Genomic DNA, 26,078 nt, shown 5'->3' on the forward strand with positions numbered 1-26,078 from the left:
AAGCTAGTGGATTGCGTGCGGACGACACGCGTGGATATCGACGGTCTCAGAGCGACGGAAGAACGCTTCGGATGTGATTGGCGAATGCGTCGACCGCTGGCGACCGTTCAGTGTCGGCAAAGGCGATCAAAACGCCAAGGCGGGGCAATTGGGGAAGGGGGGCGTTCAGAACATGGAGGTCGGATGGGACCGCCTCCTCGGTCATCACGCTTATGGCAAGACCAGACCGTGCGACCGCAATCAATCCGGCAAGACTGTTGCTTGCATACGATATTTTGTATTGCAGCCTGGCGGTGGCCATGGCGTCGCATGCGGCTCTGTGGTCCATGGCGTTCGATGCAGGCAGAGCCAGAGGCACGATGTCGCCGAACTCGTGAAGCGCCAGGGTCGGTTTGCTGCCCACCCACACCAGCCCTTCCGTGCGGACGATATCCTCAGAACTGTTTGCATTCGGGGTCGAGACAAGCGCCAGATCGATCTGGCGCGAGTGCAGGAGCGTGCGCAGTTCAACGGTCGGCGCGGAAACGACCTTGATCTCGATATCGGGGTAGAGGCTTCCGAAGCTCTTCAGCAGCGTGGGAAAGAAAGCGCTCAGATAATCCTCGGGGCTGCCGAACGTCATCGAACCGTGCAGACCCTTGTCCGAGAACGCCGAAATCGCTTCGTCATGGATCTTGAGGATGCGTTCGGCATAGACCAGGAAGCGTTCTCCATTGCCGTTCAGCCGGACCCCGCTGCCGCTTCGATGAAACAGACTCCGGCCAAGAGCGTCTTCCAGCCGCTGGATCTGCATGGTCACGGCAGATTGCGTGCGCCCGACCTGCACGGCCGTCGCGCTGAGCGTGCCCGAATGGGCGGCACGGACGAACGTTGCCAGCAGCCGGAGATCAAGTGGAGCGTGCATATCAATTCCGTTGATATCTGAATCCGATTACTATCAATTTTACTGCATCCGCGCCAACCGCTAATTGTCCTGTTGAACGCTTCAGCGGGGCTGTGAGATGTCAAAGAACTTGGATCGCGGGTTTTGGGCTTCGGCGCAGAAGCACCTCATACGCTATGGCGGCACGTTCGAACCCGCCATCATCGAGCGCGCCGCGGGCTCATTCGTCTATGATGCGGACGACAGGCCCATCCTCGACTTCACGTCCGGGCAGATGAGCGCGCTGCTCGGCCATGCCCACCCCAGGATTGTTTCGACGGTCAGCCGGCAGGTCGAGAAAGTTGCGCACCTGTTCAGCGGCATGCTGTCCCGTCCCGTGGTCGAGCTTGCCGAGCGCCTTGCGGCGCTCGCGCCCGACCTCGACAGGACCTTGCTGCTTTCGACGGGCGCGGAGTCGAATGAAGCAGCCATCCGGATGGCGAAGCTGGTGACCGGCAAGCACGAGATCGTTGCCTTCTCGAAAAGCTGGCACGGCATGACGGGAGCGGCGGCATCGGCGACGTACAGCGCCGGCCGCAAAGGCTATGGGCCTGCCGCTGTCGGGTCGCTGGCCATCCCGGCGCCCAACAGTTTCCGCCCGCGCTTCAAGCATGCCGACTGGTCGCTCGACTGGCGCACGGAACTGGACGACGCGTTCAATCTGGTCGACAGCCAGTCGACAGGCAACCTCGCGGCCTTTATCGCCGAACCGATCCTCTCAAGCGGCGGTATGCTGGAGCTGCCGATCGGCTATCTGGCGGCGCTCAAGCAGAAATGCCGCGAACGCGGAATGCTGCTTATCCTGGACGAGGCGCAGACCGGCATTGGCCGCACCGGCGATATGTTCGCCTTTCAAAGGGACGGCATCACGCCGGACATACTGACCCTGTCCAAGACCCTCGGCGCGGGCCTTCCCCTGGCCGCGGTGATGACAACAGCCGAGATTGAAGAGGCGGCGCACGAGAAGGGTTTCCTGTTCTACACAACGCATGTTTCCGACCCCCTGCCGGCAGCCGTGGGCCTCGCCGTGCTCGACGTGGTCGAGGAAGAAAAGCTGGTCGAGCGGGCACGGCATCTGGGCGCGAGATTGTTCGACGGACTGTCAGGGCTGAAGCAGCGATACGAATGCGTCGGCGACGTGCGTGGCCGTGGCCTTATGCTTGGCGTCGAGATCGTCAAGAATGGCGAGCGCAGGGATCCGGACCATGAGCTTGGCGCGAGGATCGCGGCGGAAGCGTTCCGGCGCGGCCTGAGCATGAACATCGTCAAGCTTCCCGGGATGGGCGGCGTGTTTCGCATAGCCCCGCCGCTGACGATCTCCGAGGAGGAACTGGACCTCGGCCTGAGGATCATTTCCGACTCGATCGAATCCGGGCTTGCCGAGACCGCGGGCCTTTCCGGCATCGCGGCGGAGTGAAGGCGCAACAATGACTGACACAAACATGACTGGCCCGGCCATCAGCGCCGGGGTGGATGCCGACGTGCATTCGCCCGGCACCATTCGAGTGCTTGTCGCCAAGCTCGGCCTGGATGGTCATGACCGGGGCGCCAAGATCGTGGCCCGCATCCTCAGGGATGCCGGAATGGAAGTCGTCTACACCGGCCTCTACAAATCGCCCAATGAGGTCGTCAACGCCGCGATACAGGAAGACGTCGACGTTATCGGCGTCAGCCTTCTGTCGGGCTCCCACGTGCCGCTGTTTCGGGAATTGGGACGCTGCCTGCGGGAGCAGAAAGCCGAACACATTTTCGTTGTCGCGGGCGGCGTGATCCCAGAGCAAGACTACGCCGCCTTGTCGGAAAGCGGCGTCGACGCCATCGTTCCACAGGAGGCACGGGCCGATCTGATTGTCACGACAATCAGGAATCTGATCGAGGCCCGTGGTCGCATATGAGCGCATCCTCGAGACAGGCGAAGCGCGCCGCCTACATACCTTCGATTGAGCTTTTGCCCGATGTTCTTGCAGGCGGTATTCTGGCCATTGCCCGCATGATTTCACGTGCCGAGGCCGGATATGCCGAGGCCTCGGAAGCTCTGGCGGAAATCTACAAGCACTCGGGCAAGGCGCATATCGTCGGCATCACCGGCGTGCCGGGCGCGGGCAAGTCCACCCTTGTCTCCGCTCTCATCAAGGCTTTCGCTTCGGACGGATACAAGGTCGGGGTCATCGCGGTCGATCCGAGCAGTCCGTTTTCCGGGGGTGCCATTCTGGGCGACCGGGTGCGGATGAGCGATGCGGCGCAGTCCTGCCAGGCTTTTGTCCGCAGCATGGCGACGCGCGGCCATCTTGGCGGCCTCGCTCGCTCGACCCTCCAGGCGGTCGATATTCTGGATGCGGCGGGATACTCGCCGATCATCATCGAAACCGTCGGCGTCGGCCAGGACGAGGTGGAGGTGGTGACGGCGGCACACACGATCGTGGTCCTGTCCGCTCCCGGGCTTGGCGACGACATCCAGGCGATCAAGGCAGGCATCCTGGAAATCGCCGACATACACGCGGTCAGTAAATGCGACAAGCCGGAGGCGCCGGCCACGGTTTCGGCCCTGAAAGGCATGATGGCGCTGGGAACGGCCAAGACAGGCACGGGCTGGAATCCGCCCGTTCTTCCGGTCAGTGCGGTCTCGGGCGAGAGCATCGGCGAGCTGAAAGACGCGATCGGCCGGCACTGGGCGCATCTGCGCGAGAGCGGCGAATTGGCGCAGCGCCAGCGCGGCATGTCCAGGACGCGGATACTCGGCACCGCCAGGCATCTGTTCCAGCTCAAGTTCAACGAGCAAACCGACGACCTCGAGAACCACATCCAGGCGGTGGTGAACAGGGACATGGATCCGTCCGTCGCCGCCTGCCGGTTGCTGGGTTGGGACAATGAGGCACGGGTGGAATGAATCTGTTCTCGAAGCAAGCGATCGAAGACATTCGGGAAAAGCAAACCGAGTGGGAAGACAACGAACTCGCGGCTGCGCTGAAGAGCAGGCCCGAGGAGAAGCCCGCATACGAAACGGAATCCGGGATTCCGCTGAAGCGGATTTATACCGCGGCCGATGTCGCGGATATCCCCGCGGCCGACCTCGGCTTTCCAGGCGCCTATCCCTTCACGCGTGGTGTCTATCCGACGATGTATCGCGGACGGCCCTGGACCATCCGGCAGGTCGCCGGCTTCGGCAATCCGGAAGCCACCAACCAGCGCTACAAATACATGATCCAGACAGGCCAGACCGGGCTCTCGACCGATTTCGATCTCCCGACGCTGCTGGGGCTGGATTCAGACAACCCGATGGCATTCGGCGAAGTGGGGCGCGTTGGCGTCGCGATCGATACGGTCGATGATGTCGACCGCCTCTTCGATGGCATCGACCTCGAGACGATCTCGGTCTCACTGACCATCAATCCGTCGGCCTGGGTCATCTACGCCATGTTCGTCACTGTCGCCGAACAGCGCGGCTATGACCTGCACAAGCTGACGGGGACGCTGCAGGCGGACCCGCTGAAGGAATATGTCGCCCAGAAGGAATGGATCTATCCGGTGCGGCCCGCGGTCAGGCTCCTGCGCGACCTGATCATGCACTCGGCCAGGACGACGCCGAAGATCAATCCGATCAGCCTCAGCGGGTATCATCTGTCCGATGTCGGCGGGAACGCGCTGCAGGAAATCGCCTTCATCATGGCCTTCACCATCGCCTATTGCGAGGAGGTCATTGCCGCCGGCATGGACATCGATGACTTCGCGCCCCGGCTGTCGTTCTTCTTCATCAGCCACCAGGATTTCTTCGAGCAGATCTGCAAGTTCAGGGCGGCGCGACGCGTCTACGCCAGGATCATGTCCGAGCGGTTCAAGGCCAGGAAGCCGGAATCCATGCGGCTGCGGGTGCATGTGCAGACCGCGGCGATGAGCCTGACCAAGGTCGAGCACCACAACAACCTCATGCGAACGGCCATCCAAGCACTTGGCGCGGTGCTGGGCGGCTGCCAGAGCATGCACACGAACGGTCTCGACGAGGCCTTTGCCATCCCGACCGAAGAGGCGATGAAACTGGCGATCCGCACCCAGCAGATCATCCGCGAAGAAATCAACGTGACATCGGTGATTGATCCGCTCGGCGGCTCGTACTTCGTCGAAAGCCTGACGCGCGACATGGAAACCGAAATCTGGAAGGTGCTGGACGAAGTGGACCAGCGCGGCGGCGCGATCAAGCTGGTCGAGGAGGGCTGGTTCCAGCAGAAGCTGGCGGACTCGGCCTATGCGACCTTCAAGAAGATCGACAGCGGCGAGAAGGTCTCGGTCGGGGTCAACCGCTATGTCGACGAGACCAGCGGGTCGGCGGAGGTTCACATCCATCCCTATGACGATCATTGCACCCAGCTGCAGATCGATCGGCTGAATGCGGTGCGGAAAAATCGCGACAGCGCCCGCGTCCAGCAACTTTTGCAGGAACTCGCCCAGCAGGCCGGGTCCGACGACATCAACCTGCTCCCGAAGACGATCGAACTGGTGAAAGCCAGGGCGACGCTGGGCGAGATCTGCGCCGCGCTGCGCGATGTCTGGGGCTCTTACGCCGAACCGATGATCGTCTGAGGAGGACGCCATGACCAAAGCAGTCATCTCAAGAAACGACGGGCCCGTCGCCTGGATCAAGCTGAACCGGCCCGAACGACTCAATGCCATGAACAGGCAGCTTGTCGATGAACTCGCCCAGGCGCTTGCGAGAGCCGAAGCGGATGAAACCACCCGAGTGATCATTCTGCATGGCGAAGGACGGGCTTTCTGTTCCGGGGATGACCTCAAGGACCTTGATGCGCAGACAACGTCCGAAGCCGCGACGCAAGCCTGGGTCGAGGCCATTCAGAACATTACCCTGCAGATCATGCAGTCCAGGAAGATCGTCATCGCGGCGGTGCATGGCTGGTGCGTTGGAGGGGCGCTCGAATGGGCCATCAACTGCGATTTCCGGCTGTTTGCCGATAACACGCGCTGGTTCTTCCCGGAGGTCAGCTATGGGCTGTTCGTCACCGGCGGCGTGACGGCGCTGCTGACGAAACAGGTCGGCCCGCAGGTCGCCAAGGAACTGATGATCCTTGGCGAACGTCACGATGCCAGGAAGGCCGTCGAAGTGGGCATCGCGTGGAAGCTGTTTGCGGAGGCCGAACTGCTCGATGAAGCCAGAAAACTGGCGCTGACGATCGCCGGGCGGCCGGCCGGTGCCGTGTCCGACGTCAAGCACGCAATCAATGAAGGCTTTCATTCATCCCTCGCGGACGCAATGACCCTCGAGACCAGAGCCACGGTCAGCGGCTTTTTGTCTCCCGAGGCGCAGGCCCGGGCAAAAGAGTTTTGACCGCGCCCATGACGATGCTCGAAATCCAGCCTTCCATCTACATTCCCGGCAAGCACGAAGACGACATAGCCGGCCGGGTGCTGTCCAGGATACTGCTGGAGCAGGCCGAAAGGCTCGGCGGCAAGAAATTCATCGACGTCTGCGGGCGTACGGCAAGCTTCGAGGACATGCTGGACGTATCCAGCCGGCTGGCGCTCGGCCTGCGCAAGCTGGGCGTTGGCCGATCGGACCGCGTGGCGATGCTGCTGCCCAATTGCTTTGAACTCGTTGCGATGTGGTTTGCGTCATCATGCCTGGCCGCGATCGAGGTGCCGACCAATCCCGGCCTGAAGGGAGACCTGCTCTGCCATAACCTGAACAACTGTGGCGCGGAGGTGCTCGTTACGGACGCCAACGCGCTTGCGGAGCTCGCAAGGGTCCAGGACAAGCTGCCCGGTCTGCGCACACTCATCCTCGTTGGAGCCGATCCGGGCGAGGCGAGGGCGGCGGGCATCAGGATCGGCCGTATTGTCAGCTTCGAGGAATGTCTGGCGCCAAAGCCGGAGTTTGATCTGGCTGACATCCACTACTCCGACCCGATGGCGATCCTCTACACGTCCGGCACGACCGGACCCGCCAAGGGTGCGTTGATGTCCCACCATCATTGCTATTCCTGGGCAGCGGCCATGGCATCCAATCTCGGTTACACGACCACCGACAGCTATTTCTCGGCCTTGCCGCTGTTTCATACCGACGCCCAGATGTTCGGCGTGTTCCTCCCCCTGATCTACGGCACGCCGACAACGCTGGTCGATGGCTTCAGCGCGTCAAGATTCTGGGATCAGGTCCGCGCCAGCGGCGCGACCGCGACAAACCTGCTGGGCGCCATGGCCGTCATCCTCTCGCGCGCGCCGCAGTCCGGGAACGATGGCAATAACCCCGTCAGGGTGTGCCAGTGCATTCCCATGGTTCCTGACAAGCAGGCCTTCGAGCGCCGTTTCGACATGAGACTGGTCACGGGCTATGGACAGACGGAAACCAGCTTCGTGACCTTGGACACGGTGGACGAAACGAAGCCGGGTTCCTGCGGCCGGCCCCACCCGGACTGGGACGTGGCGATCGTCGATGAGGCCGACAAACCCCTTCCGCCCGGAACGGTGGGCGAGATCGTGTCGCGGCCGAACAAGAGCTGGAGCATGTTCTCCGGCTACTATCGCGCCGACGCAAAGACAGTGCAGACGCTCAGGAATCTCTGGTACCATTCCGGCGACGCCGGCGTCATGGACGAAGACGGCTGGCTCTATTTCAAGCATCGCCTGAACGAGGCAATCCGGCGCCGGGGCGAGAATATCTCCGCCTACGAGGTGGAGACCGTTGCCGAGAAACACCCGGACATCGTTGAAAGCGCCGCGTTCGGGGTTCCGTCGGAATTCACGGAAGAGGACATCATGGTTGTAGCCCTGCGGAGAGCGGGTTCAACGCTGGACCCAGCCGCACTGCTCGATCACTTCAGGGAGCTCGCACCCCGCCATATGATCCCCCGCTACATCGAGATCACCGACATCCCGCTGCCGAAAACGCCAACCGAAAAGGTCGCCAGGAACACCTTGCGGCAACGCGGTGTGAGCGCGGCCACCTTTGATCGAGGACAACGCTAGCGCGGCGGAGGTTCAAGCGATGGAACGCCGGATGATCGCTCCCTGTTTCATGGACGATACGCTCGAATGCCTTCGCCGCCACGATGTGCAGATCGAGCCCCTGCTGGCCAAAGTGGGGCTGCCGCCGGTCATTACCGAACCGATTTCAGCGCAGCAATACGGCGCCCTCTGGCACGCCGTCGCCGAGACCATGGACGACGAGTTTTTCGGCGAAGGTGCCCGGCCGATGCGGGCAGGCAGTTTTGCGTTGCTATGTCAGGCAGTCCTGTCAACCGAGAACCTGGAGCATGCGTTGCGGCGAGGCCTGCGATTCCTGCGCGCGGTTCTTGATGATCCCCACGGCGAACTGATCATCAAGGACGGCCTTGCCGAGGTGACGTTGAAGGATGCCGGTCCGCTAAGATCGGCCTTCGCCTATCGCACCTTCTGGATCATCGTCCATGGCGTGAACTGCTGGCTGGTAGGCCGCCGCCTGCCGATCCGGTGGGTCGATTTCAAGTGCAGCGCACCGCCCACCGGAACCGATTACCGTCTGTTTTTCGGCGCACCTGTGCGGTTCGATCAGCCGGAGAGCCGTCTTGTCTTCGACGCCGACTTCCTGAATCTGCCGACTATCCGGGACGCATGCGCATTGCGGGAATTCCTGCGCCAGGCGCCTGCCAATATTCTGGTGCGCTACCGCCATGATGCGGGACTCTCGACCGCCATCCGCGGCCGCCTTCACATGACGGTTCCATCCGCTTGGCCGAGTTTCGAGAGCCTCGCCGCGGGCATGCGCATGCAGGCGCCGACCTTGCGCCGCCGATTGCAGTCGGAGGGGCAGAGCTATCGTTCCATCAAGGACGAAATGCGCAGGGCCTTGGCGATGGAAGCCCTGCTTGGCGGAAATCGAACCGTGGCCGATCTGGCAGCCGATATCGGCTTTTCAGAACCAAGTGCCTTCCATCGGGCATTTCAGAAATGGACTGGCAAAAGCCCCGCTTCGTTTCGCCGGGAGGCCGCCTCCGGGCTCAATGCGACAGACAATTCGTCGGCGACTTCGGTGACGTGACGCGCGCAGACCGCACCGGGCAGCAAACATTGCAAAACCGATCATCAAATCTGAACGCTTCGGTCATCGTATGCCACTTTGCTTCATTGCAACATGTCCGGGCGAGAAACTCTCGCCCGGACATGTTGCAATGCGGATCAAGGATAAAGTCTTTCTGGTCACCGGCGCAGGTTCCGGATTGGGAGCGGCGGTCACACGCATGTTCGCGCAGGAGGGCGCATGCGTCCTGGCGATAGACGTGAATGCCGCGGCTGGCGAAAGACTGGCCTCGGAGATTGGCGGCGCGGTGCGCTTTCAACGGGCCGACGTCACCAGTGAGGCTGACGGGGCCGCCGCCATCGAGCTCGCGAGGAATGCCTTTGGCCACGTCCATGGCCTGGTGAATTGCGCCGGTGTGGCGCCAGGCGAAAAGGTGATTGGACGCGGCGAACCCCACAGTCTGGAAAGATTTGCACGCACGATTGCCATCAACCTCGTCGGGACCTTCAACATGGTGCGGCTTGTCGCCGATCTGATGGTGAAGGGGGAACCCGACGCCGAGGGCGAGCGCGGGGTGATCATAAATACGGCTTCGATCGCCGCATTCGACGGGCAGATCGGCCAGGCGGCCTATGCGGCGTCGAAGGGCGGCGTCGCGGCACTTACGCTTCCGGTCGCGCGCGAACTGGCGCGCTATGGCGTGCGCGTCGCCACCATAGCCCCGGGCATCTTTGAAACACCGATGATGGCCGCCATGTCGCAGGAGGTCCGGGATGCTCTCGGCGCGAGTGTGCCGTTTCCGCCGCGCCTTGGCCGTCCGGATGAGTACGCCGGGCTGGTGAAGCACATCTGCGAGAACACGATGCTGAATGGCGAGGTCATCCGCCTCGACGGCGCGCTGCGCATGGCGCCGCGCTGATCCCGCGATGGCCTCGTGTCCTGGCGGTTGGCAGCCGGAATTTCGATGCGGGTCAATGGCCCTGCCTTTCGCAGCCGATGACCCGAAACCAGAATGGGAGAGTTCCTGACATGAAGCCTTTGTCCCTCCTGCGTGTCGCCATCCTTGCGTCGTCGATCCTCGTTGCGGGACAGGTGTGCGCAAAGACGCTTGTCTACTGCTCGGAGGCCAGCCCCGAAACCTTCACCCCGATGACCAGCACCGCCGACTCCACCATGGACGCGGCCGCCAAGACCATCTTCAACCGGCTGGTCGAGTTCAAGCCAGGCTCCACCGAGATCGGGCCCGCGCTGGCCGAAAGCTGGGATGTTTCGCCGGACGGCAAGACCTACACGTTTCACCTGCGCCACGGCGTCAAATTTCAATCGAGTGCGCATTTCACCCCAACGCGCAACTTCGGCGCCGACGACGTGCTTTACACATTCAACCGCCAGCGGGACCCGAACAATCCCTACCACAAGCTCGGCAACGGCTCTTATGAGATGTTCGCCGCCGCCGGTCTCGGCTCGATGATCGACAGGATCGAGAAGGACGACGACAACACAGTACGCTTCACCTTGAACGCTCCCAACGTGACCTTCCTGTCCGGCATCGCGCTCGACGCCATGTCGATCCTGTCGCTGGAGCAGACGCAGAAGATGGTCGCCGCCGGCACCCCTGAGCTGATCGACAGGGAGCCGGTCGGCACCGGACCGTTCGTACTTCAGGCCTATGTCGCCGACAATCAGATCCGCTACGCCGCCAACCAGGATTACTGGGGCGGTGCACCCAAGATCGACACGCTGGTCTTTGCCATCACGCCGGAGCCGACGACGCGGGTCGAGCGGCTGAAGGCCAATGAATGCCAGGTCGCCGCGTTGCCGCCCCCATCCTCCGTCGCTGACCTGAAGAGCGATCCCGACATCGACGTCCACCAGATCGAGGGACAGAACGTCGGTGTCCTCGGCTTCAACGTCGAGCACAAGCCATTCGGCGATGTGAGGGTGCGCACCGCGCTTGCCAAGGCGATAGACCGCAAGGCGATCGTCGAGGCGGTCTACCAGGGTACCGGCAGGTTGGCCGGCAGCATGGTGCCGCCGGCGCAGCTCGGCGCCATCAAGGACGCCGCCATCGACTATGATCCCGAAGCCGCGAGGAAACTGCTGAAGGAAGCTGGCTATGAAAGCGGCCTGTCGATCAGCCTGTGGGCGATGCCCGTCTCGCGGCCTTACAATCCCAATGCTCGGCGCATGGCTGAGATGATCCAGGCCGATTGGGCCGCGGTCGGCGTGACGTCCGCCATCGTTTCGTATGAGTGGGGCGAGTATCTCAAGCGCACCTCGGCCGGCGAGCACGACAGTTTCCTGCTCGGGGGCAGCAGCGACAATGGCGATCCCGACAATTTGCTCAGTTACATGCTGAGCTGCGATGGCGTCGCCGGCGGCTCCAACCGCTCGCGCTGGTGCGACAAGGATTTCGACAGGCTGTTGCAGCAAGGCCGCGCCGAGTCCGATCTCGCCAAGCGCGCCGAGATATATCGCCAGGCGCAGGAGATCGTGAAGACTGAGGTTCCCGGGGTGCCGATCGCGCATTCCGTCGTGTCGATCCCGGTGCGCAAGAGCGTGCTGAACTATGTGATGGATCCGTTCGGCCGCCAGAATTTCGCTCGCGTCGACATCGCTGAGTAGGACGCGCGGATGACAAGAACAGTGGATGAGCTCGGCCGTTTGCTCGCCGACTATATCGACCAGGGTGCGGTAGGGGCCTCGCTTGCTTTCGCCGTGGCAGGCGGACCTACGGAAGTCGTCACTGCGGGAGTGGCGGACCGGTGCGATGGCACGGCCGTTACGCCCGATAGGCTCTTCAAGATCGGGAGCTGCACGAAGACGTTCGTCGTCGCCGCGCTCGTCCGGTTGGCCGAGGACGGCAAGATCAACCTCGCAGCACCGATCTCGCACTGGTTCCCCGACCTCCCTGGCGCGGAACGGATTTCGGTGCGGCAACTGGTCAATCATCGCAGCGGCCTGCCGGAATTCGAGTATGAGATACCGATGGACCCAGGCCGGGTCTGGAAACCGCACGAACTCATCGGCATCGCCTTCGAGGCGGGCGGTCAGAAGGCGCCCGGCGGCCCAGCCGTCTACAACAACACCGGCTACGTCTTGGCGGGACTGCTGATCGAAGAGGTCACCGGCCAGTCTCTCGGCGCCTGCGTTCGCGAGCTAGTGCTCGGGCCTCTTGGATTGCACGATACCTGGTCGCCAGCCACCGAAGCCTATCCTGCCGAGCGGCTGGTGCGGGGCTACTACCATCGTCCTCCACAGCCCGCGGATGCAACCAGAGACATCGCCTTGGGAGGCGAGATGTGGCGCATGGATGGGGTGCTGGCCTATTCGGATGCGTTGCAGGATTCGTCCGATACATTTCCCTATTCAGCCGCATATGGCCTGGGCGACATGGTCTCCACGCCAAGCGATCTCGTCGCCTTCCTGCGCGGCTTGTTTGCCGGCGAGGTGATGTCGTCCCCATGGTTCGAGGAGATGTTCGGCTCGCGGGTGCCGGCCTCCTTCCCCGGTACCCGCATGCGCGAAACCGGCGCCGGCATGTTCCGGAGTGCTTATGGCGGCCGAGCGTTCTACGGCCACCAGGGCAGCGTCCCGGGCTATGTCTGTGTCATGCAGCATGATCCCGAAAGCGGGCTGACCATTGCCATGACCAGCAATGTCGGATCGGGCAATCGCATGTCCTTCCATGCCAGTGGCCTCCATGCGGTTGTCGACCAGGCCATCCTGGCGATCCAACCATAGGCGAGGGGAGGAGAAGGTGAACACGCGTGATCCGGTCGTTATCGTCGGGGCAGCCAGGACGCCACTTGGCGGGTTTCAAGGGAACTTAAAGAACGTCACCGCCGTGGAGCTTGGTGCGACCGCCATCCGTGCCGCCCTCGGGCGGTCCGGGATCGACATCGGACTGGTTGATGAGGTGCTGCTTGGCTGCGTTCTGACTGCCGGTCAGGGCCAGGCCCCCGCGCGTCAGGCAGCCCTCGGAGCAGGCCTCCCATTGGGCGTCGGTGCCACAACGGTAAACAAGATGTGTGGTTCCGGCATGAAGTCGGCCATGCTTGCGCACGACCTTATCGTCAGCGGGTCCGCGGCCGCCATCGTAGCGGGCGGCATGGAGAGCATGAGCAACGCGCCTTACCTGCTCGAGCGCGCGCGCTCCGGCTATCGCATGGGGCACGACAGGATTGTCGATCATATGTTCCTTGATGGCCTGGAGGATGCCTATGACAAAGGGCGGCTCATGGGGACCTTTGCCGAGGACTGTGCCGAGGCCTACCAATTTACCCGCGGCGCCCAGGATGCATTTGCCGTTGCCTCCCTTGAGAAGGCGCGAAAGGCCATTGTTGACGGCAGCTTTATGGAAGAGATCGCCCCCGTCGCGCTGATGGCAGGCAACGCCGACATCAGCGAGGACGAACAGCCCGCAAAGGCCAAGATCGAAAAGATTCCAATGCTGAAACCTGCCTTCCGGGAGGGCGGTACGGTGACGGCGGCGAATTCCTCGTCGATTTCGGACGGTGCCGCGGCACTCGTGCTCATGCGCCGTTCGCAGGCGGATGAAAGCGGCGTCACCCCGCTTGCGGCAATCCGGGGGCATGCCACATACGCGCAATCACCCAATCTTTTCGCGACCGCGCCTGTTGGAGCCATCCGAAAGCTTTGCCAACAGATCAATTGGGTTCTCGAGGGCGTGGATCTCTTCGAGATCAATGAGGCATTCGCGGTGGTGCCGATGGCGGCTGCGCGCGACCTCAACCTGCCACCGGACAAAGTGAACGTTCACGGCGGCGCGTGTGCGCTCGGCCATCCCATCGGCGCGTCGGGCGCACGTGTGATTGTCACGCTCATTTACGCACTTCGAAAACATCGCCTGAAACGCGGAATTGCCTCTGTCTGTATCGGTGGTGGCGAGGCCACTGCCCTGGCGGTGGAACTCATGTCCTGAACGATCCGGAGACCCATTGGCGCCCCCCGAAGAGGGAACGGCGGCGGCACGGATCTCCGTCAGCTTTCTGCGTCAAACGTGGGCATCGCATGAAAGTACCAACCAGCGTCCACAATGCTAATGGGAGCGTTAATCCATGAAGAAACTACTTTTGCATTCGATCGCCCTGATCACGCTGAGCGTGTTCAGTGGTGCCGCCTGGGCCGACATTGTGATCGGCGTTGCCGGCCCGATAACTGGTCCGAACGCCGCCTTTGGCGCACAGTTCCAGAAGGGCGCCGAACAGGCGGCCGCGGACATCAACGCAGCCGGCGGTCTCCTCGGCCAGCAGATCAGGATCGAGGTCGGGGACGATGTCTCCGATCCGAAACAGGGTATCTCGGTGGCCAACAAGTTCGTCGGCGACGGGGTCAAGTTCGTGGTCGGCCACTTCAACTCGGGCGTCTCGATCCCGGCATCGGAAGTCTATGCCGAAAACGGTGTCCTCGAGATCAGTCCAGCGTCAACCAACCCGCAGTTCACCGAGCGCGGCCTGTGGAACACGTTCCGCACCTGCGGACGCGACGACCAGCAGGGAAAGGTGGCCGGCGGCTACATTGCTGCGAACTTCAAAGATGCCAAGATTGCCATCGTCCACGACAAGACCCCATACGGGCAAGGACTTGTCGACGTAACGAAAGGCGTGTTGAACGCCGACGGTATCAAGGAAGTGCTGTATGAAGGTATCAATATCGGCGACAAGGACTTCTCGGCGCTGATCGCAAAGATGAAGGAGGCCGGAGTCACATTGATCTACTTCGGCGGTCTGCACACCGAGGCCGGCCTGATCATGCGCCAATCAGCCGATCAGGGTCTGAAGGCAACGCTTTTCTCGGGCGATGGCATGGTATCGAACGAACTCGCCGCGATCGCCGGTGACGCCGTAATCGGCACACTCAACACTTTCGGCCCGGACCCGCGCAAGAATCCGGCCGCCAAGGGTATCGTCGAGAAATTCCGCGCTGCCGGCTTCGAGCCGGAGGCCTATACACTATACTCCTACGCCGCCGTCCAGGTTATCGCCGCCGCAATCGCAAAAACCGGCTCCGCCGACGACGCGCACAAGGTGGCCGACGCCCTCAAGGCGAACGGTCCGTTCAGCACCGCCATCGGCGACTTTGGTTACGACGCGAAGGGCGACCCGACGCGCCCGGACTACGTCGTTTACGAATGGAAGAAGGGTGCGGACGGAAAACCCACCTATTTCGAAAAATAAGGACTGAAGATCCATTTTCATTTTCAAAGATGCCCGGTGTCACGGCCGGGCATCTTGTGGGATCGAACTCGAAGAATCCCTGGCAAGCACCTATTCCGCCGGCCAGAACAGCCTCTACTTCCTCGCGGCGATTGCCACCAAGGTCCGGGGGATTTCGCTCACCAGCCAAGGGCGCGAGGTCGCCTGACATCCTAGGACTTCCTTATGGGCGGGCTCCTCGCCGCGTTTATGCGACCGACGTTGCGGTCAGCGAGACCGCTTGCCTGTCCGGGGACGGTACTGGACTATGGCAAGGATGACCTTGGTGAGCTCGTCCGCGACTTCCGCGATCGAAAGGCGCCCTTCCTTGCGGTACCAGACGTAAGCCCAACTCACCATGCCCCCGATGCCCAGCGCGGCTATATGCGGGTCCGACATGGTGAATTCTCCGATATCGACGCCTTGGCGCAGCAAGTTGGTCAGCTTGCGATCGAATTCGCGACGCATGTCGTTGATGCGGTCGAAATCCTCCGGAAGCAGGTTCTTTTCCTCGCGGGAGAATATCGCAATATAGGTCTGGGCCTTGAGCACAGCGGTGACGAAGCCTTTGCTCAGCATCTCCAGCTTCTGTCCCGGCGAGGCATCGGTCGACAATGCCTGATCCAGCGCCTCCAGGGATGAGGCGATACCGCGCGAACAGATATCCGCGAGAAGGTCGGCCTTGGAATTGAAATGGGCATATATGAACGGCTTTGAGACACCCAAACGTTCCGCAACGGCGTCCAGCGTCGTGTTCTCGTAGCCGTTTTCATAAAAAAGATCGGCCGCCGCCGCGAGTATTCGGGTCCTTTTCAACGCGGCGATCTCGTCGCGTATTCCCATGTTTGTCTGTGGCATAGGACTTAAACTTTCCCGACGGCGGAAGCAGATTTTTCCTTATTCGATTCCTGCTGAACGTCATACACCTGTCTGGTCACATATGCCGCCGGTTGTCAGCCCTGCGTCAGGCGCGCTCGAACCAGAAGTCCAGCATGTCGCCCTTGCGCTGCTCGGCGAATTTCGTCGTGACACGCGTGCCGACCTTGAGCAGTTCGGCCGCCTTTGCCGCGTCGGACAGATTCACGCCCTTGAAGAAGCCGCCTATCGCGGTGTCCGCGCCGTCCAGCATCACATAGCCGAAGGCGTAGGGCGGCGGCGGCAGGTTCTGGAATTCCTCGTAGACAATCGTGAACGTCTCGATGCGGCCGCCGGGGCCTACTTCGACCCAGTCGGTCGTCGGTTCGAGCGTCTGGTCGGAGAAGGCGCGCGGCGGCACCAGGACACGGCCCGTCTTGCCGCAACGCTTGCCGTAGATCTTGGCGTTGTCGCGGACCTGAACGTAAAACCAGCTCGCCGTTTCGCCGAGTGCGTGGGTGTAGGTGATGTTCCAGGCCTCGCGGCGCTTCAGAAGTTCCATTTCTTTCGTCCTTGTATCGAGGAAATTTGAGGTGTCCGGCGAGATCAGGCTTCCACAACCATCGTTCCAAAGAACTGGTGGTCGCCGCCATTGCCGCTCGCGATGCCGACCTTTGCTCCCTTGACCTGGTGCCCGCCGGCCCGGCCGGAAACCTGGAGCGCTATCTCCGCCACCCGGATCATGGCGGTTACCGCGATCGCGTTGGTGCAGAGCGTCCCTCCCGACGGGTTGACCGGTATGTCGCCGCCGATCGAGAAGCGTCCTTCGTTCACGCCGGCCACGGCTCCACCGAGGTCGGCGAGATCAGCCGCTTCGATCGAATGGTATTCGGTGTTGCTGAAAGGCGCGTAGAGCTCCGCGACATCGACCTGCTTTCGCGCATTGGTGATGCCGGCCATCTTGTAGGCACGCTGGAAGGAATTTCGCAGCGCATAGGCGTCGGCATGGTCGGCGGTAAAGCCGCGGCCCATGCGATCGCCGAGATAGTATGTCTCGGAGCAATGTCCGACACCGGTGATCCACACGGCGTCCAGGCGGTTCTCCTTGATGTACTTCTCCGAGGCCAGCACCATCGCGCCGCCGCCGCTGGACTGCGGGCAGCAATCCATCAGCTTGATCGGCCACGATATGCAACGCGACGCCATCACCTCGTCGACCGTCACCTCCTTGCGGAGGTGGGCGTTCGGATTGAGCGAAGCATGCTTCCGGTTCTTGACCACGACCCGCGCCATGTCCTCTTGGGTCATGCTGTATTTGTCGGCGTAGCGGATCCCCGACATCGCAAGCATGGTGATGGTGCCGAGAGGCAGCGGCCGCTCGTAGATCGGATCCCAGATCTTGTTCAGGACGGTTTGCGAATCCCCGCACTCGCCGACCTTGTCGGCCCCGGCCGTCATGACCACGTCGCACGCTCCGGCCGCGATATGATAATAGGCTGCCGCAACGCTCGAAATCCCGGTCGCCCCGCCCGTGTTGATGCGCAGGAAGCGCTTGTTCCTGCCGCCGACGGCGTCCACCCCCAGACGCTCGGCGTTGCCGATGCCGACCATCGCGTCGGGCGACAGGGAATAGACGATCGCTTCGATGTCATCGAGTTCGAGCGCGGCGCCGGTCAAGGCCTGGTTCACCGCCTCGCGCACGAGGTCCGGGTAGCTTGCATCGTCACGGCGCGCCTTGAAGGCGGATTGACCGATGCCGATGATTCCAACTCTTGGCGCGCTCATGCCAGTGCTCCGTCCTTGTTCTGCCCGAGCACGAGCACGGTCTGGTACATCATGGCGAAGCCGCTTGCCGCATGTCCGAGTGCCGTCCGGGCGTTGTTGATCTGGTGGCGTCCGGCCTTGCCCTGTATCTGCCGGGCCGCTTCGGCGATGCGGATGAGGCCGGTGCAGAAGACCGGATTGATGGTTGCGACGCCACCCGAGGGATTGACGGGGAGGTCGCCGCCGCGATCGAAGACGCCTGATGCCACATCGTCCTGCCACTTCGATTTCTCGGAAAGGCCGAGCGCGTCGTAGGCGAGCAATTCCTGATACGGGCTTATGTCGGTCAACTCCACGACATCCAGGGCCTTGCGCGGATCGGAAAGCCCGGCCTCCGCATAGGCGCGGCGGGCCGCTTCCTCGAGCGCCGGCGCCGTGGAGAGGTCACGATCGCCAAGGAAGCCAGGTTCCGTCGCCCAACCCATGCCGCGCACCCAGGCGACATTATCGAGCTTGTGTCGCGCAACGTAGTCTTCCGAGGCGATCACCATGGCCACGGCGCCGAGGACCGGGCGCGAGACCATGTCCTTTTCGATCGGCCAGCGCCCGGCCTGCGTCGAGGAAGCGTCGGAGCCGCCCGCGGCAGCCTCGGGGTAGGCGTGCTTTCCATTGGCGCGATTGCGCGCGGAGAGCCGTTTGGCGAGTTCGGCGGCTTCGGGACGCGATGCCAGAATCGCTGAAGCCTGAAGCGCGGCGCCGGACAACTCGTCCAGGGGGAGCGCCCGATGGAAGTAGGGGTCGGCGCCCAGACGCTGCGCCTCCGACAGGGAGGATGCCTCGACGGGGCTCCAGGAGACGACAAGATGCGTCTCGTACTGGCCGGAGGCGACGCGAAGCACGCCCATCACGAAAGCATGCTCGCTGGCGGAGGGCGTCGACAGGATATCGCGATCGACGCCGCCTACAGATCCGGAAGCGGCCATCACGGAAATCGCGCGACCGTCGAACTGGTCGTTGGAGGCAACGACGATGCCGTCGATCTCGTCGGCGGTCAGGCCGGCATCCCGCATGGCCTCCTGGGAGATGTCGAAGAGAAGCTCTTCGAGCGATTGCCCTTCGTCTGCCACTGGCGCTTTGATCGCACTGCCGATCACTGCGGTTCGTCTGTTCAAGGCCATGGGTTAGGCACCTTTTCGATCATGTCCGGTCATGGGCGGTTGAAGCGCCGGCGGCTGCCGGTCGCGGGTGATCAGTCTGCGAGAGAGGGCTGCGCGGCGAAGGGGGAGTTCCGTCGATCAGGGCGGGAAACAGCGCCTGCAGATCGCCTTCGGCGTTTCGGCGCACAAGACCGCGCTCCGCAGTGTGGACGTCGGCCAGGGCCTCGCCAAGGTCGTTGACGATCGACAGGCAGCAATCGACATCCTGAAACCGCGCCTCGATCTCGTCCTTCGACAACGACGAGAAGAACGAAGCGACCGCGTCGCGGAGCGCATGCTGCGGCAGGGCCTCGAGCTGTCTCTCGATCCAGTCGGAGCGTCCCGCGGTGTTGCAGAAAGCCTCCCAGAACTTCGGCTCGATCGCTCCAAGGACGACGTATCGCCCGTCACGGGTCGCATAGACCTGATAGTAGGCGGCGCCTCCGTTGAGATAGGTTTCACCCCGGGCAGGGATCGTGCCGTTCGCGCCGTAGGCGGCAATCTGAATCAGCTGGAGAGGCATGGCCGTGTCCGCCAGCGCCAGGTCTATCGCGCATCCCTTGCCGGTTCTGACGCGGCCATGCAAAGCGCCGAGGATCGCGATTGCGGCAAACAACGATCCGGCGACATCGGAAACAGGTGGATCGAAGAATATCGGCTTGTCCGTGCCGTTACGGTCGAGCATGCCCTTCAGCGCCAGGTAGTTGGCGTCGTGGCCAGCCTTGGCGGCATAGGCGGAACGCGCTCCGTAGCCGTTGATCGAGCACAGCACGATCCTGGGATTGACGCTCTTCAGGACTTCGTAGCCGACGCCGAGACGCTCGAGGACACCGGGGCGAAACCCCTCGACGACGACATCCGCGGAGCGCGCCAGATCGAGGAACACGGAGCGGTCGGCGTCGTCCTTGAGGTCGAGCCGCTTTACGGTCTTTCCGGCGTTCAGGCTGTTGTAGAAGATCGGTCGGCCGAGCGCGTCGCGCGGGCCGAGCGTGCGCATTTCATCTCCCCTCGGGGGCTCGACCTTCAACACCTCGGCCCCCATGTCGGCGAGAAGCAGCGTGGCCAGAGGGCCTGGAATGTATTGCGAAAGATCGAGGACCCGGACGCCGGCAAGAAAGGTCGCGAGGGCCGACCCCGACGGTACGGTTGGTGAAGGATTCCAGCTCACAGGATTGCCACCGGGTTGAGAGGGCTCCCTGTCGCGCCGCGGATCGGCAGCGCGGCGGCGACGAAGAGGAATTCCGAGAGCCCTTCCTCGGCAAGCGGCGCGAGCACCAGCCCCTCGAGCAAGGGTATGCCATAGTCACGGATCAGCCGCTGATGCACAGGAAATACTGTGCCCTCGCTGAAGGGGAGTACTTCCACCGCGAAGTTGTCAGCGCCGACAAGCGCCACGCCGCCTTCGGCGAGCACCAGGGCCGCGTCCAGGTCAAGGCCGGGCTCGTTGTCGAAATTGACCGCCTCGCCGGCCTGTGAACGCTCCTGCCAGCCCGTCCGCAGAAGCACGGCGTCGCCCTGGCGCAGGACCAACCCGGCGCGTTCGATTGCCGCGGCCAGCATCTGCGGCCCGATCGCGAACCCGTCATGCAGCGGGGCGCCGTTCAACCCAACGAAATCCAGAAGCACGCCTCTTGCGGCAATCGGTCCGAGCTTGTCGACACCGAGCTTCGCCGCGCCGTTGCTTTTGACCTCGGTCGCCGCAAAGCCGTTGTAGAGCGTGTCGTCGTACCAGCAGTGGCAAAGCGCATCGATATGCGTCCCTGCGTGGAGAGGCATGACCACGGTGTCGTCGGCGACCTGGAAGCCACCCGGGCGGCGCCGGCCGGCGGCATAGTCGCCGCCGTCGCGATTCATGAAGTGCATCATGCCGGGCCTGCTTTTCGGCACGGCCATCGTCGGCGAAATCTGCTGCGCCAGGCTCAGCGCCTTGCCTTGCCGGACCAACTGCGCCGCGCCGCGCACATCCGCCGCGCCGATCAGGTTGAGCGCGCCGCGTTCGTCGGCGCCGCCCCATTTGCCCCACGCGTTCTTCATGTCGAGGTTGCCTGGAGTTCCTGCGCCAGCAACGTCGTGGCGGCCTTCTTGAGCTCCTTGCGCTGAAGCTTGCCTGTGGCGGTGAGCGGCAACGCTTCGACGACCTCGATCCGGTCCGGAAGCTTGTATTTGGAGAGTTGCACGCGGCAGTGATCGAGAAGTCGCGCCGGGCTTACGGCAGCGCCTTCCTTCGCGACGACATAGGCGACAACCAGTTCGCCCCGCTCCGCGTCCGGCACGCCGACAACGGCAGCCTGCGACACACCCTCGGACGTCTTCATCACGTCTTCGATCTCGGCCGGCGATATGTTGATGCCGGCGCGCTTGATCATGTCGGAATCGCGGCCGACGAAAACGAAGGAACCATCGGCATCGAGGAAGCCCACATCGCCCGTCCGGTAATATCCGTCCTCGGTGAAAATCTCGGCATTGAGGGCAGCGCTGGCACCCGAGTATCCCGGCGAAACATAGCCGGAAACCTCGACGAGGCCGGGCTGGCCGGATGCAAGAAGAGCTCCGGTCTCTGCGTCCCTGAAGCGGAATTTCTGTCCAGGCAGCGGTTCGCCCTGGCAATTCGCGCGTCGCTGCAAAGGCCAGTCGTGACTGGTCACGGCACAGTTGCCGTATGTCTCGGTCGCGCCGTAGACATTGCACAGCCGGCTGACGCCGAGATCCTCGACGGCCGCGAGGAAATCTCGGGGACTGCCGATGGTGAGGCCGGTGCGCAGCGTTCTGGTCCTCGAACGATCGAAGTCGGGGTGCCTCAGCATCGCGTTGGTGATTGCCGGCAGCGTGTATATCGCTGTGCAGCCCGTGCGTTCGATCATGGACAAGGCCGCGCCGGGCTCGAACCTATCCGGCAGCACGAGGCAGGCCCCATGGCTGAACGTGGCGGGAAGCGCGTTGGCGGCGCCGTAGGACCAGAAGAGAGGGGTCGGCAGGAACACGCGGTCGCCTGGCCGCAGCCCCTGCCGCTCACCGATGTTGAAGCCGTTCTCGATTATGCCGAAGTGCTTCAGGCGAACGCCTTTCGGCCGGCTTGTAGAGCCGGATGTGTAGAGCACGACCGCGTCGTCGGAGGGCGCCGGTCCTTCCTCCTCCGGCCACGCTCCCGGATCGCCGATGCCATCCAGATAGCTGTCCATGGTGAGGCCGATGGTCGTGTCGGGCGCGAGAACGACGACCGTCTTCAAGGTGCCAAGCCGGCCGGCGCGGGAAAGCTCGTCCAGATCGGCCTCGAAGTCCCTGTCGAGAAATCTCGGCCTGACAAAAAGTGCGGTAATGGCCGAGTCGCCAATAAGGAATTCGAGTTCAGCCCTAGTTGACCAGGTGCTGAAGGGCACGACGACCGCGCCGGCCATCGAGGCGCCGAAGAATATCTCCAGCCACTCCGGCCCGTTGCCAAGAAGCATGCCGACCCTGCTGGTCCGGCCGGTCCCGTCGCGCCGCAAAGCAGCGGCAATCCTGGTGGCGCGCTCGTGCAGCCGGGCGAAGCTTGCCTGTGCGTGCTCGCCGATCACGGCGAGCGCGTTGGGACGCAAGGTGGCCTGCTCGCGCAGCAGATCGGGCAGACTTCGCGAGGCCGGCGGCGCTGTTTCCGTAGCCGTGATGTCCTTTCCCACCAACGCGAATTCCCCCCACCGAAAACCTGTAAGTGTAAATATCTACTGGTGAGTATTAGCAGGTTTCACCCGATATGCAAGTTGACGGAACCGATCCGTCAGGACCCTCCCAAACTCCCCGCAAATGGCGCGAGGCGCGGCCTTTTTCGCACCGCGCCCATATCGAACGGCCTCGTGCTGGCGCAGGTGGCCCAGCATATTCTGGGGTATGCCACGCTCCTATTGATTTGCGGGACCCGACGACATCGGGCAGGTGGGAACTTCCGAAATTCGAATTGCAGAGATCGGCAGCGGCCACCAACGTGCGCGCCGATTCCCGGGAGAGAAACGATGACAGGGCAGGTCAGGCGCGGCTTCATCGAAGGCGAGGAGTGCGCGGTCGATGCCGCGGCGGTCGAGAGGGCCGTGGCGCTCGCGGCGGAAGCGCTTGACAAGGTCAGGCGTACCAGCAGCTTCGATCGCGCCGTCGTGCTCGACAAGGTGGCCGTTGCGCTGGCCGCGAAGGCCGCCGAGATCGCCCAGGCGCTCGCCGATGAAAGCGGCTACCTCACCGTCAAGGATATGACGCTCGAGGTGCAGCGCGCGATCGAAGTGTTCACGCTGACGGCCGCCCATGCCCGCGCGGGAATGTCCGAGACGCTCAATGTCGATGCGGTCGAGCGGGCGCGCGGCGCAGTCGCCTATATCAGGCGGGAGCCGATCGGTCCGGTTCTGGGCATCACGGCTTACAATGGTCCGCTGCTGATCGCGGCGCACAAGATCGCGCCGGCGATCGCGGCTGGAGCACCCATCGTGCTCAAGCCGTCGCCGCGTGTGCCGCTGGCCACGATCAGGCTGGCCCGCACCGTGGTCGAGGCGGGCTGGCCGCCCGAGGCTGTCGCGGTCCTCGACGTGGACAATGATGCGACCATGGCGCTGGTGCGCGATCCCCGCCTGCCGGTCGTCAGCTTCACGGGCGGCATGGTGGGCTGGAAGATCAAGGAGGCCGTGCCGCTGAAGCGGGTGCATCTCGAACTTGGCGGCGTCGGCGCGGTGTTCGTCGCTTCCGACGGGAACGTCGCGCTTGCCGCGCAGGAATGCGCCGCGGGCGGCTTCGTCCGTTCGGGACAGTCCTGCATTTCGGTGCAGCGCATCTATGTCGAGCGGCCGCGTTACCAGGAGTTCGTCGACGCCTTCATCGCGCGCGTCACGGAAATGCGGCCCGACAGCCCGGCTGCCATCGGCCCAATGGTCGATGACGCGGCCGCAAAACGGGTCGAGGCCGTGATTATCGACGCCGTGTCGCGCGGCGCGACGCTTGCCTGCGGCGGCAACCGGCAAGGCGCATACATGGAGCCGACCGTGATCACCGGAGCGACCGGCGAGATGACGGTGATGCGCAACGAGATATTCGGCCCCGTGGTGGCGGTCAGCGCCGTCGATTCCGCCGATGAGGCGATAGCGGAGATGAACGCCGTGAGCGGCGCCATCCATCATGGCATCTACACCGCGAATATCGACACAGCCTTCAGGATGTCCGACGAGATCAGGGCCGGTGGCGTGATCATCAACGGCCCGGGAACCTGGCGTGTCGACCATATGCCTTACGGAGGCACGGGAACTTCGGGATTTGGACGCGAGGGCGTCCGTTTCGCCGTCGAGGAGTACACTGAGCCGAAGGTCATCGTGGTCCGGCCGTCGGTGCCTCGACCGCGCTAGTTTCCCAAGGCTGCGATCCGGGCGGACGCGTGATGCGCCGGAGTGTGAGCGGCTCGCAATACCGGTATAGCCAAACGCTCTTTGCAAACATCGCGAAATTGCCTGATGCGCTCGGGCAGGCGGGTCGCATTGGGAGGACGAACCGATGTCACAGGCCTCGGGCCAGTTCGATTTCATCATTGTCGGCGCGGGAACCGCCGGCTGCCTCCTCGCGGACAGGCTTTCGGAGAATCCGGCCAACTCGATCTGCCTGATCGAAGCCGGGCCGCGCGACAACCATCCTTTCATCCACTTGCCGGCCGGCTACATCAAGACGCTGTTCAATCCCGCCTATACCTGGCGTTTCGAGACGGAGCCTTCGGTGGGGAGCGCCGGGCGCCGCATTGCGACGACGCAGGGCAGGACGCTTGGAGGATCGAGCTCGATCAACGGGCTCGTCTACAACCGCGGCCAGGCCGCCGACTACGACGCCTGGGCTCAGATGGGCAATCGCGGCTGGAGCTACGAAGACGTCCTGCCTTTCTTCCGCCGGACGGAGAAGCGGCTTGGCGAGGGAGACGACCGGCTTCGCGGCCGCGACGGCGGCCTCTACGTGACCGACCTGGACTGGCATCATCCGCTCTGCGACGCTTTCGTGAAGGGCGCCATGGAAGCGGGGATACCGTACAACCCGGACTATAACGGAGCCGAACAGGCTGGCGTGGGCTATTACCAGCGCGTGATCCACAAGGGGCAGCGCCGCAGTTCGGCAAGGAGCTTCCTGAAGGCAGCCCTCAAGCGGCCAAACCTCACACTGATGGCCAACGCGCAGGTCTCTTGCGTGAATTTTGCCGATCGCAAGGCAGTCGGCGTCACGATCCAGCGCCCCGACGGGAGCGAACAGACGCTCGGTGCGAACCTCGAGGTCGTCATAGCAGCCGGCGCGGTCAACAGCCCCAGGCTCCTGCAGGTGTCCGGCATCGGGCCGGCTCCGGTCCTGGAAGCGCTCGGCGTCAAGCCGGTCCGTGTGCTCGAAGGGGTAGGTGAAAACCTGCGCGATCACTGGGCCGTCCGCGTGGTCGCGCGGGTCCGCGGCGTGAGGACGATCAACCGCATGGTCAATGGCCTGCCACTGGTGGGCCAGGCGATGCGCTGGGCGTTGGGCCGTCCTAACGTCCTGTCGGTCAGCCCCTCCCTCGCGCACGTGTTCTGGAAATCGGATCCGGTCCTCGCGGTGCCGGATCTGCAGATGACATTCACGCCGGCCAGCTACAAGGAAGGCGTCGCGGGCCTGCTTGACAGCTTCGACGGCATGACGTGCGGCGTCTGGCAGCAGCGTCCGGAAAGCACGGGCTTCGTGCGTGCGCGCTCGCGCGACCCGCGCGAGCATCCGGCCATCCAACCGAACTATCTGAGCGACGAGATCGATCAGAGGGCAATCGTATCCGGCGTCAAGCTGGCGCGGCGACTGCTCGAGACAGATCCCCTCAAATCCTATTTCCTGGGCAGGGAGAGCCCTGGTCCCGATATCGTGACCGACGACGAGATCCTCGATTTCGCCCGCAGGAAGGGGTCGACGGTGTTCCATCTGATCGGCACCTGCCGCATGGGGCCCGCGCAGGATCGCCGCGCTGTCGTGGACGACCGTTTGCGCGTGCACGGCGTGGAGGGATTGCGCGTCGTCGATTCCTCGATCATGCCGACCATGCCATCGGCCAATACGATGGCCGCGACCTATATGATCGCCGAGAAAGGCGCCGACGCGATGCTGCGCGGCGGCGGTTGAAC

General features: G+C 63.2%; 22 protein-coding genes. 14 read left to right on the forward strand and 8 right to left on the reverse strand.

The window, feature by feature from the left end; genetic code table 11:
* Positions 1-46: 46 nt before the first annotated feature.
* Positions 47-904, reverse strand: coding sequence for a LysR family transcriptional regulator (locus tag FJ977_RS25730; RefSeq protein ID WP_140774970.1), 858 nt, complete (start codon positions 902-904; stop codon positions 47-49).
* A 97-nt stretch (positions 905-1,001) separates the two neighbouring features.
* Between FJ977_RS25730 and FJ977_RS25735 the strand changes: the two genes are divergently transcribed.
* The 12 genes from FJ977_RS25735 to FJ977_RS25790 all read left to right on the forward strand — a co-directional run bounded on the left by FJ977_RS25735 (position 1,002) and on the right by FJ977_RS25790 (position 15,124).
* Entirely contained in the window at positions 1,002-2,339 is a 1,338-nt protein-coding gene (locus FJ977_RS25735) for an aspartate aminotransferase family protein (RefSeq protein ID WP_140774971.1), read from the forward strand.
* A 10-nt stretch (positions 2,340-2,349) separates the two neighbouring features.
* Positions 2,350-2,817: a cobalamin B12-binding domain-containing protein gene (locus FJ977_RS25740; protein ID WP_181180060.1), complete on the forward strand. Its 468-nt coding sequence runs from the start codon at positions 2,350-2,352 to the stop codon at positions 2,815-2,817.
* The gene (gene meaB, locus FJ977_RS25745; RefSeq protein ID WP_140774972.1) at positions 2,814-3,809 is read left to right on the forward strand and encodes a methylmalonyl Co-A mutase-associated GTPase MeaB; all 996 of its coding nucleotides are present in this window, start codon (positions 2,814-2,816) and stop codon (positions 3,807-3,809) included. Before FJ977_RS25740 ends, meaB begins: the two co-directional genes overlap by 4 nt.
* On the forward strand, positions 3,806-5,497 hold the full coding sequence (locus FJ977_RS25750) for a methylmalonyl-CoA mutase family protein (RefSeq protein WP_181180061.1): 1,692 nt from the start codon (positions 3,806-3,808) through the stop codon (positions 5,495-5,497). Before meaB ends, FJ977_RS25750 begins: the two co-directional genes overlap by 4 nt.
* 10 nt (positions 5,498-5,507) lie before the next feature.
* Positions 5,508-6,257, forward strand: coding sequence for an enoyl-CoA hydratase/isomerase family protein (locus FJ977_RS25755; protein WP_140774973.1), 750 nt, complete (start codon positions 5,508-5,510; stop codon positions 6,255-6,257).
* Between the two features lie 8 nt (positions 6,258-6,265).
* Positions 6,266-7,894, forward strand: coding sequence for an AMP-binding protein (locus tag FJ977_RS25760; protein ID WP_140774974.1), 1,629 nt, complete (start codon positions 6,266-6,268; stop codon positions 7,892-7,894).
* A 19-nt stretch (positions 7,895-7,913) separates the two neighbouring features.
* Positions 7,914-8,945: an AraC family transcriptional regulator gene (locus tag FJ977_RS25765; protein ID WP_140774975.1), complete on the forward strand. Its 1,032-nt coding sequence runs from the start codon at positions 7,914-7,916 to the stop codon at positions 8,943-8,945.
* Between the two features lie 130 nt (positions 8,946-9,075).
* Positions 9,076-9,843 carry a 3-hydroxyacyl-CoA dehydrogenase gene (locus tag FJ977_RS25770; RefSeq protein WP_140774976.1) on the forward strand — a complete coding sequence of 256 codons (768 nt, stop codon included), beginning with the start codon at positions 9,076-9,078 and terminating at the stop codon, positions 9,841-9,843.
* Positions 9,844-9,953: 110 nt separating this feature from the next.
* Complete coding sequence (locus tag FJ977_RS25775; RefSeq protein ID WP_140774977.1) at positions 9,954-11,549, forward strand: ABC transporter substrate-binding protein; 1,596 nt, start codon at positions 9,954-9,956, stop codon at positions 11,547-11,549.
* Between the two features lie 9 nt (positions 11,550-11,558).
* Positions 11,559-12,668, forward strand: a complete 1,110-nt coding sequence (locus FJ977_RS25780) for a serine hydrolase domain-containing protein (RefSeq protein ID WP_140774978.1) — start codon at positions 11,559-11,561, stop codon at positions 12,666-12,668.
* A gap of 16 nt (positions 12,669-12,684) precedes the next feature.
* Positions 12,685-13,869: an acetyl-CoA C-acyltransferase gene (locus FJ977_RS25785; RefSeq protein ID WP_140774979.1), complete on the forward strand. Its 1,185-nt coding sequence runs from the start codon at positions 12,685-12,687 to the stop codon at positions 13,867-13,869.
* 136 nt (positions 13,870-14,005) lie between these two features.
* Entirely contained in the window at positions 14,006-15,124 is a 1,119-nt protein-coding gene (locus FJ977_RS25790) for a branched-chain amino acid ABC transporter substrate-binding protein (protein WP_140774980.1), read from the forward strand.
* A 246-nt stretch (positions 15,125-15,370) separates the two neighbouring features.
* Here the strand turns inward: FJ977_RS25790 and FJ977_RS25795 are convergent, their stop codons facing one another.
* The 7 genes from FJ977_RS25795 to FJ977_RS25825 all read right to left on the reverse strand — a co-directional run bounded on the left by FJ977_RS25795 (position 15,371) and on the right by FJ977_RS25825 (position 22,613).
* Positions 15,371-16,000: a TetR/AcrR family transcriptional regulator gene (locus tag FJ977_RS25795; protein ID WP_140774981.1), complete on the reverse strand. Its 630-nt coding sequence runs from the start codon at positions 15,998-16,000 to the stop codon at positions 15,371-15,373.
* A 106-nt stretch (positions 16,001-16,106) separates the two neighbouring features.
* The gene (locus FJ977_RS25800) at positions 16,107-16,559 is read right to left on the reverse strand and encodes an OB-fold domain-containing protein (protein ID WP_140774982.1); all 453 of its coding nucleotides are present in this window, start codon (positions 16,557-16,559) and stop codon (positions 16,107-16,109) included.
* Positions 16,560-16,603: 44 nt separating this feature from the next.
* Positions 16,604-17,782: a thiolase family protein gene (locus tag FJ977_RS25805; protein WP_140774983.1), complete on the reverse strand. Its 1,179-nt coding sequence runs from the start codon at positions 17,780-17,782 to the stop codon at positions 16,604-16,606.
* Positions 17,779-18,939: a hypothetical protein gene (locus FJ977_RS25810; RefSeq protein WP_140774984.1), complete on the reverse strand. Its 1,161-nt coding sequence runs from the start codon at positions 18,937-18,939 to the stop codon at positions 17,779-17,781. Before FJ977_RS25810 ends, FJ977_RS25805 begins: the two co-directional genes overlap by 4 nt.
* A gap of 19 nt (positions 18,940-18,958) precedes the next feature.
* Entirely contained in the window at positions 18,959-20,125 is a 1,167-nt protein-coding gene (locus FJ977_RS25815) for a CoA transferase (protein WP_181180062.1), read from the reverse strand.
* Positions 20,122-20,991 carry a cyclase family protein gene (locus tag FJ977_RS25820; protein WP_140774986.1) on the reverse strand — a complete coding sequence of 290 codons (870 nt, stop codon included), beginning with the start codon at positions 20,989-20,991 and terminating at the stop codon, positions 20,122-20,124. Before FJ977_RS25820 ends, FJ977_RS25815 begins: the two co-directional genes overlap by 4 nt.
* A complete protein-coding gene (locus FJ977_RS25825) occupies positions 20,988-22,613 on the reverse strand; it encodes a class I adenylate-forming enzyme family protein (protein ID WP_140774987.1) in 1,626 nt (541 codons plus the stop codon). The genes FJ977_RS25820 and FJ977_RS25825 overlap by 4 nt, the downstream gene beginning before the upstream one ends.
* 330 nt (positions 22,614-22,943) lie before the next feature.
* Between FJ977_RS25825 and FJ977_RS25830 the strand changes: the two genes are divergently transcribed.
* Positions 22,944-24,311, forward strand: a complete 1,368-nt coding sequence (locus FJ977_RS25830) for an aldehyde dehydrogenase family protein (protein ID WP_140774988.1) — start codon at positions 22,944-22,946, stop codon at positions 24,309-24,311.
* 145 nt (positions 24,312-24,456) lie between these two features.
* Positions 24,457-26,076 (forward strand): GMC family oxidoreductase N-terminal domain-containing protein, encoded by a 1,620-nt coding sequence (locus FJ977_RS25835; protein WP_140774989.1) that lies wholly within the window; start codon positions 24,457-24,459, stop codon positions 26,074-26,076.
* The last annotated feature ends 2 nt before the right edge of the window (positions 26,077-26,078 follow it).

Origin of the sequence: Mesorhizobium sp. B2-1-3A (genome assembly GCF_006442655.1) — a bacterium.
Classification (GTDB): domain Bacteria; phylum Pseudomonadota; class Alphaproteobacteria; order Rhizobiales; family Rhizobiaceae; genus Mesorhizobium.

What these genes read in the sequence shown, in the direction of transcription:
- FJ977_RS25730 (WP_140774970.1), bottom strand. Translation starts at nt 904, where the DNA reads ATGCACGCTCCACTTGATCTCCGGCTGCTGGCAACGTTCGTCCGTGCC.
- FJ977_RS25735 (WP_140774971.1), top strand. Translation starts at nt 1,002, where the DNA reads ATGTCAAAGAACTTGGATCGCGGGTTTTGGGCTTCGGCGCAGAAGCAC.
- FJ977_RS25740 (WP_181180060.1), top strand. Translation starts at nt 2,350, where the DNA reads ATGACTGACACAAACATGACTGGCCCGGCCATCAGCGCCGGGGTGGAT.
- meaB (WP_140774972.1), top strand. Translation starts at nt 2,814, where the DNA reads ATGAGCGCATCCTCGAGACAGGCGAAGCGCGCCGCCTACATACCTTCG.
- FJ977_RS25750 (WP_181180061.1), top strand. Translation starts at nt 3,806, where the DNA reads ATGAATCTGTTCTCGAAGCAAGCGATCGAAGACATTCGGGAAAAGCAA.
- FJ977_RS25755 (WP_140774973.1), top strand. Translation starts at nt 5,508, where the DNA reads ATGACCAAAGCAGTCATCTCAAGAAACGACGGGCCCGTCGCCTGGATC.
- FJ977_RS25760 (WP_140774974.1), top strand. Translation starts at nt 6,266, where the DNA reads ATGACGATGCTCGAAATCCAGCCTTCCATCTACATTCCCGGCAAGCAC.
- FJ977_RS25765 (WP_140774975.1), top strand. Translation starts at nt 7,914, where the DNA reads ATGGAACGCCGGATGATCGCTCCCTGTTTCATGGACGATACGCTCGAA.
- FJ977_RS25770 (WP_140774976.1), top strand. Translation starts at nt 9,076, where the DNA reads ATGCGGATCAAGGATAAAGTCTTTCTGGTCACCGGCGCAGGTTCCGGA.
- FJ977_RS25775 (WP_140774977.1), top strand. Translation starts at nt 9,954, where the DNA reads ATGAAGCCTTTGTCCCTCCTGCGTGTCGCCATCCTTGCGTCGTCGATC.
- FJ977_RS25780 (WP_140774978.1), top strand. Translation starts at nt 11,559, where the DNA reads ATGACAAGAACAGTGGATGAGCTCGGCCGTTTGCTCGCCGACTATATC.
- FJ977_RS25790 (WP_140774980.1), top strand. Translation starts at nt 14,006, where the DNA reads ATGAAGAAACTACTTTTGCATTCGATCGCCCTGATCACGCTGAGCGTG.
- FJ977_RS25795 (WP_140774981.1), bottom strand. Translation starts at nt 16,000, where the DNA reads ATGCCACAGACAAACATGGGAATACGCGACGAGATCGCCGCGTTGAAA.
- FJ977_RS25800 (WP_140774982.1), bottom strand. Translation starts at nt 16,559, where the DNA reads ATGGAACTTCTGAAGCGCCGCGAGGCCTGGAACATCACCTACACCCAC.
- FJ977_RS25805 (WP_140774983.1), bottom strand. Translation starts at nt 17,782, where the DNA reads ATGAGCGCGCCAAGAGTTGGAATCATCGGCATCGGTCAATCCGCCTTC.
- FJ977_RS25810 (WP_140774984.1), bottom strand. Translation starts at nt 18,939, where the DNA reads ATGGCCTTGAACAGACGAACCGCAGTGATCGGCAGTGCGATCAAAGCG.
- FJ977_RS25820 (WP_140774986.1), bottom strand. Translation starts at nt 20,991, where the DNA reads ATGAAGAACGCGTGGGGCAAATGGGGCGGCGCCGACGAACGCGGCGCG.
- FJ977_RS25830 (WP_140774988.1), top strand. Translation starts at nt 22,944, where the DNA reads ATGACAGGGCAGGTCAGGCGCGGCTTCATCGAAGGCGAGGAGTGCGCG.
- FJ977_RS25835 (WP_140774989.1), top strand. Translation starts at nt 24,457, where the DNA reads ATGTCACAGGCCTCGGGCCAGTTCGATTTCATCATTGTCGGCGCGGGA.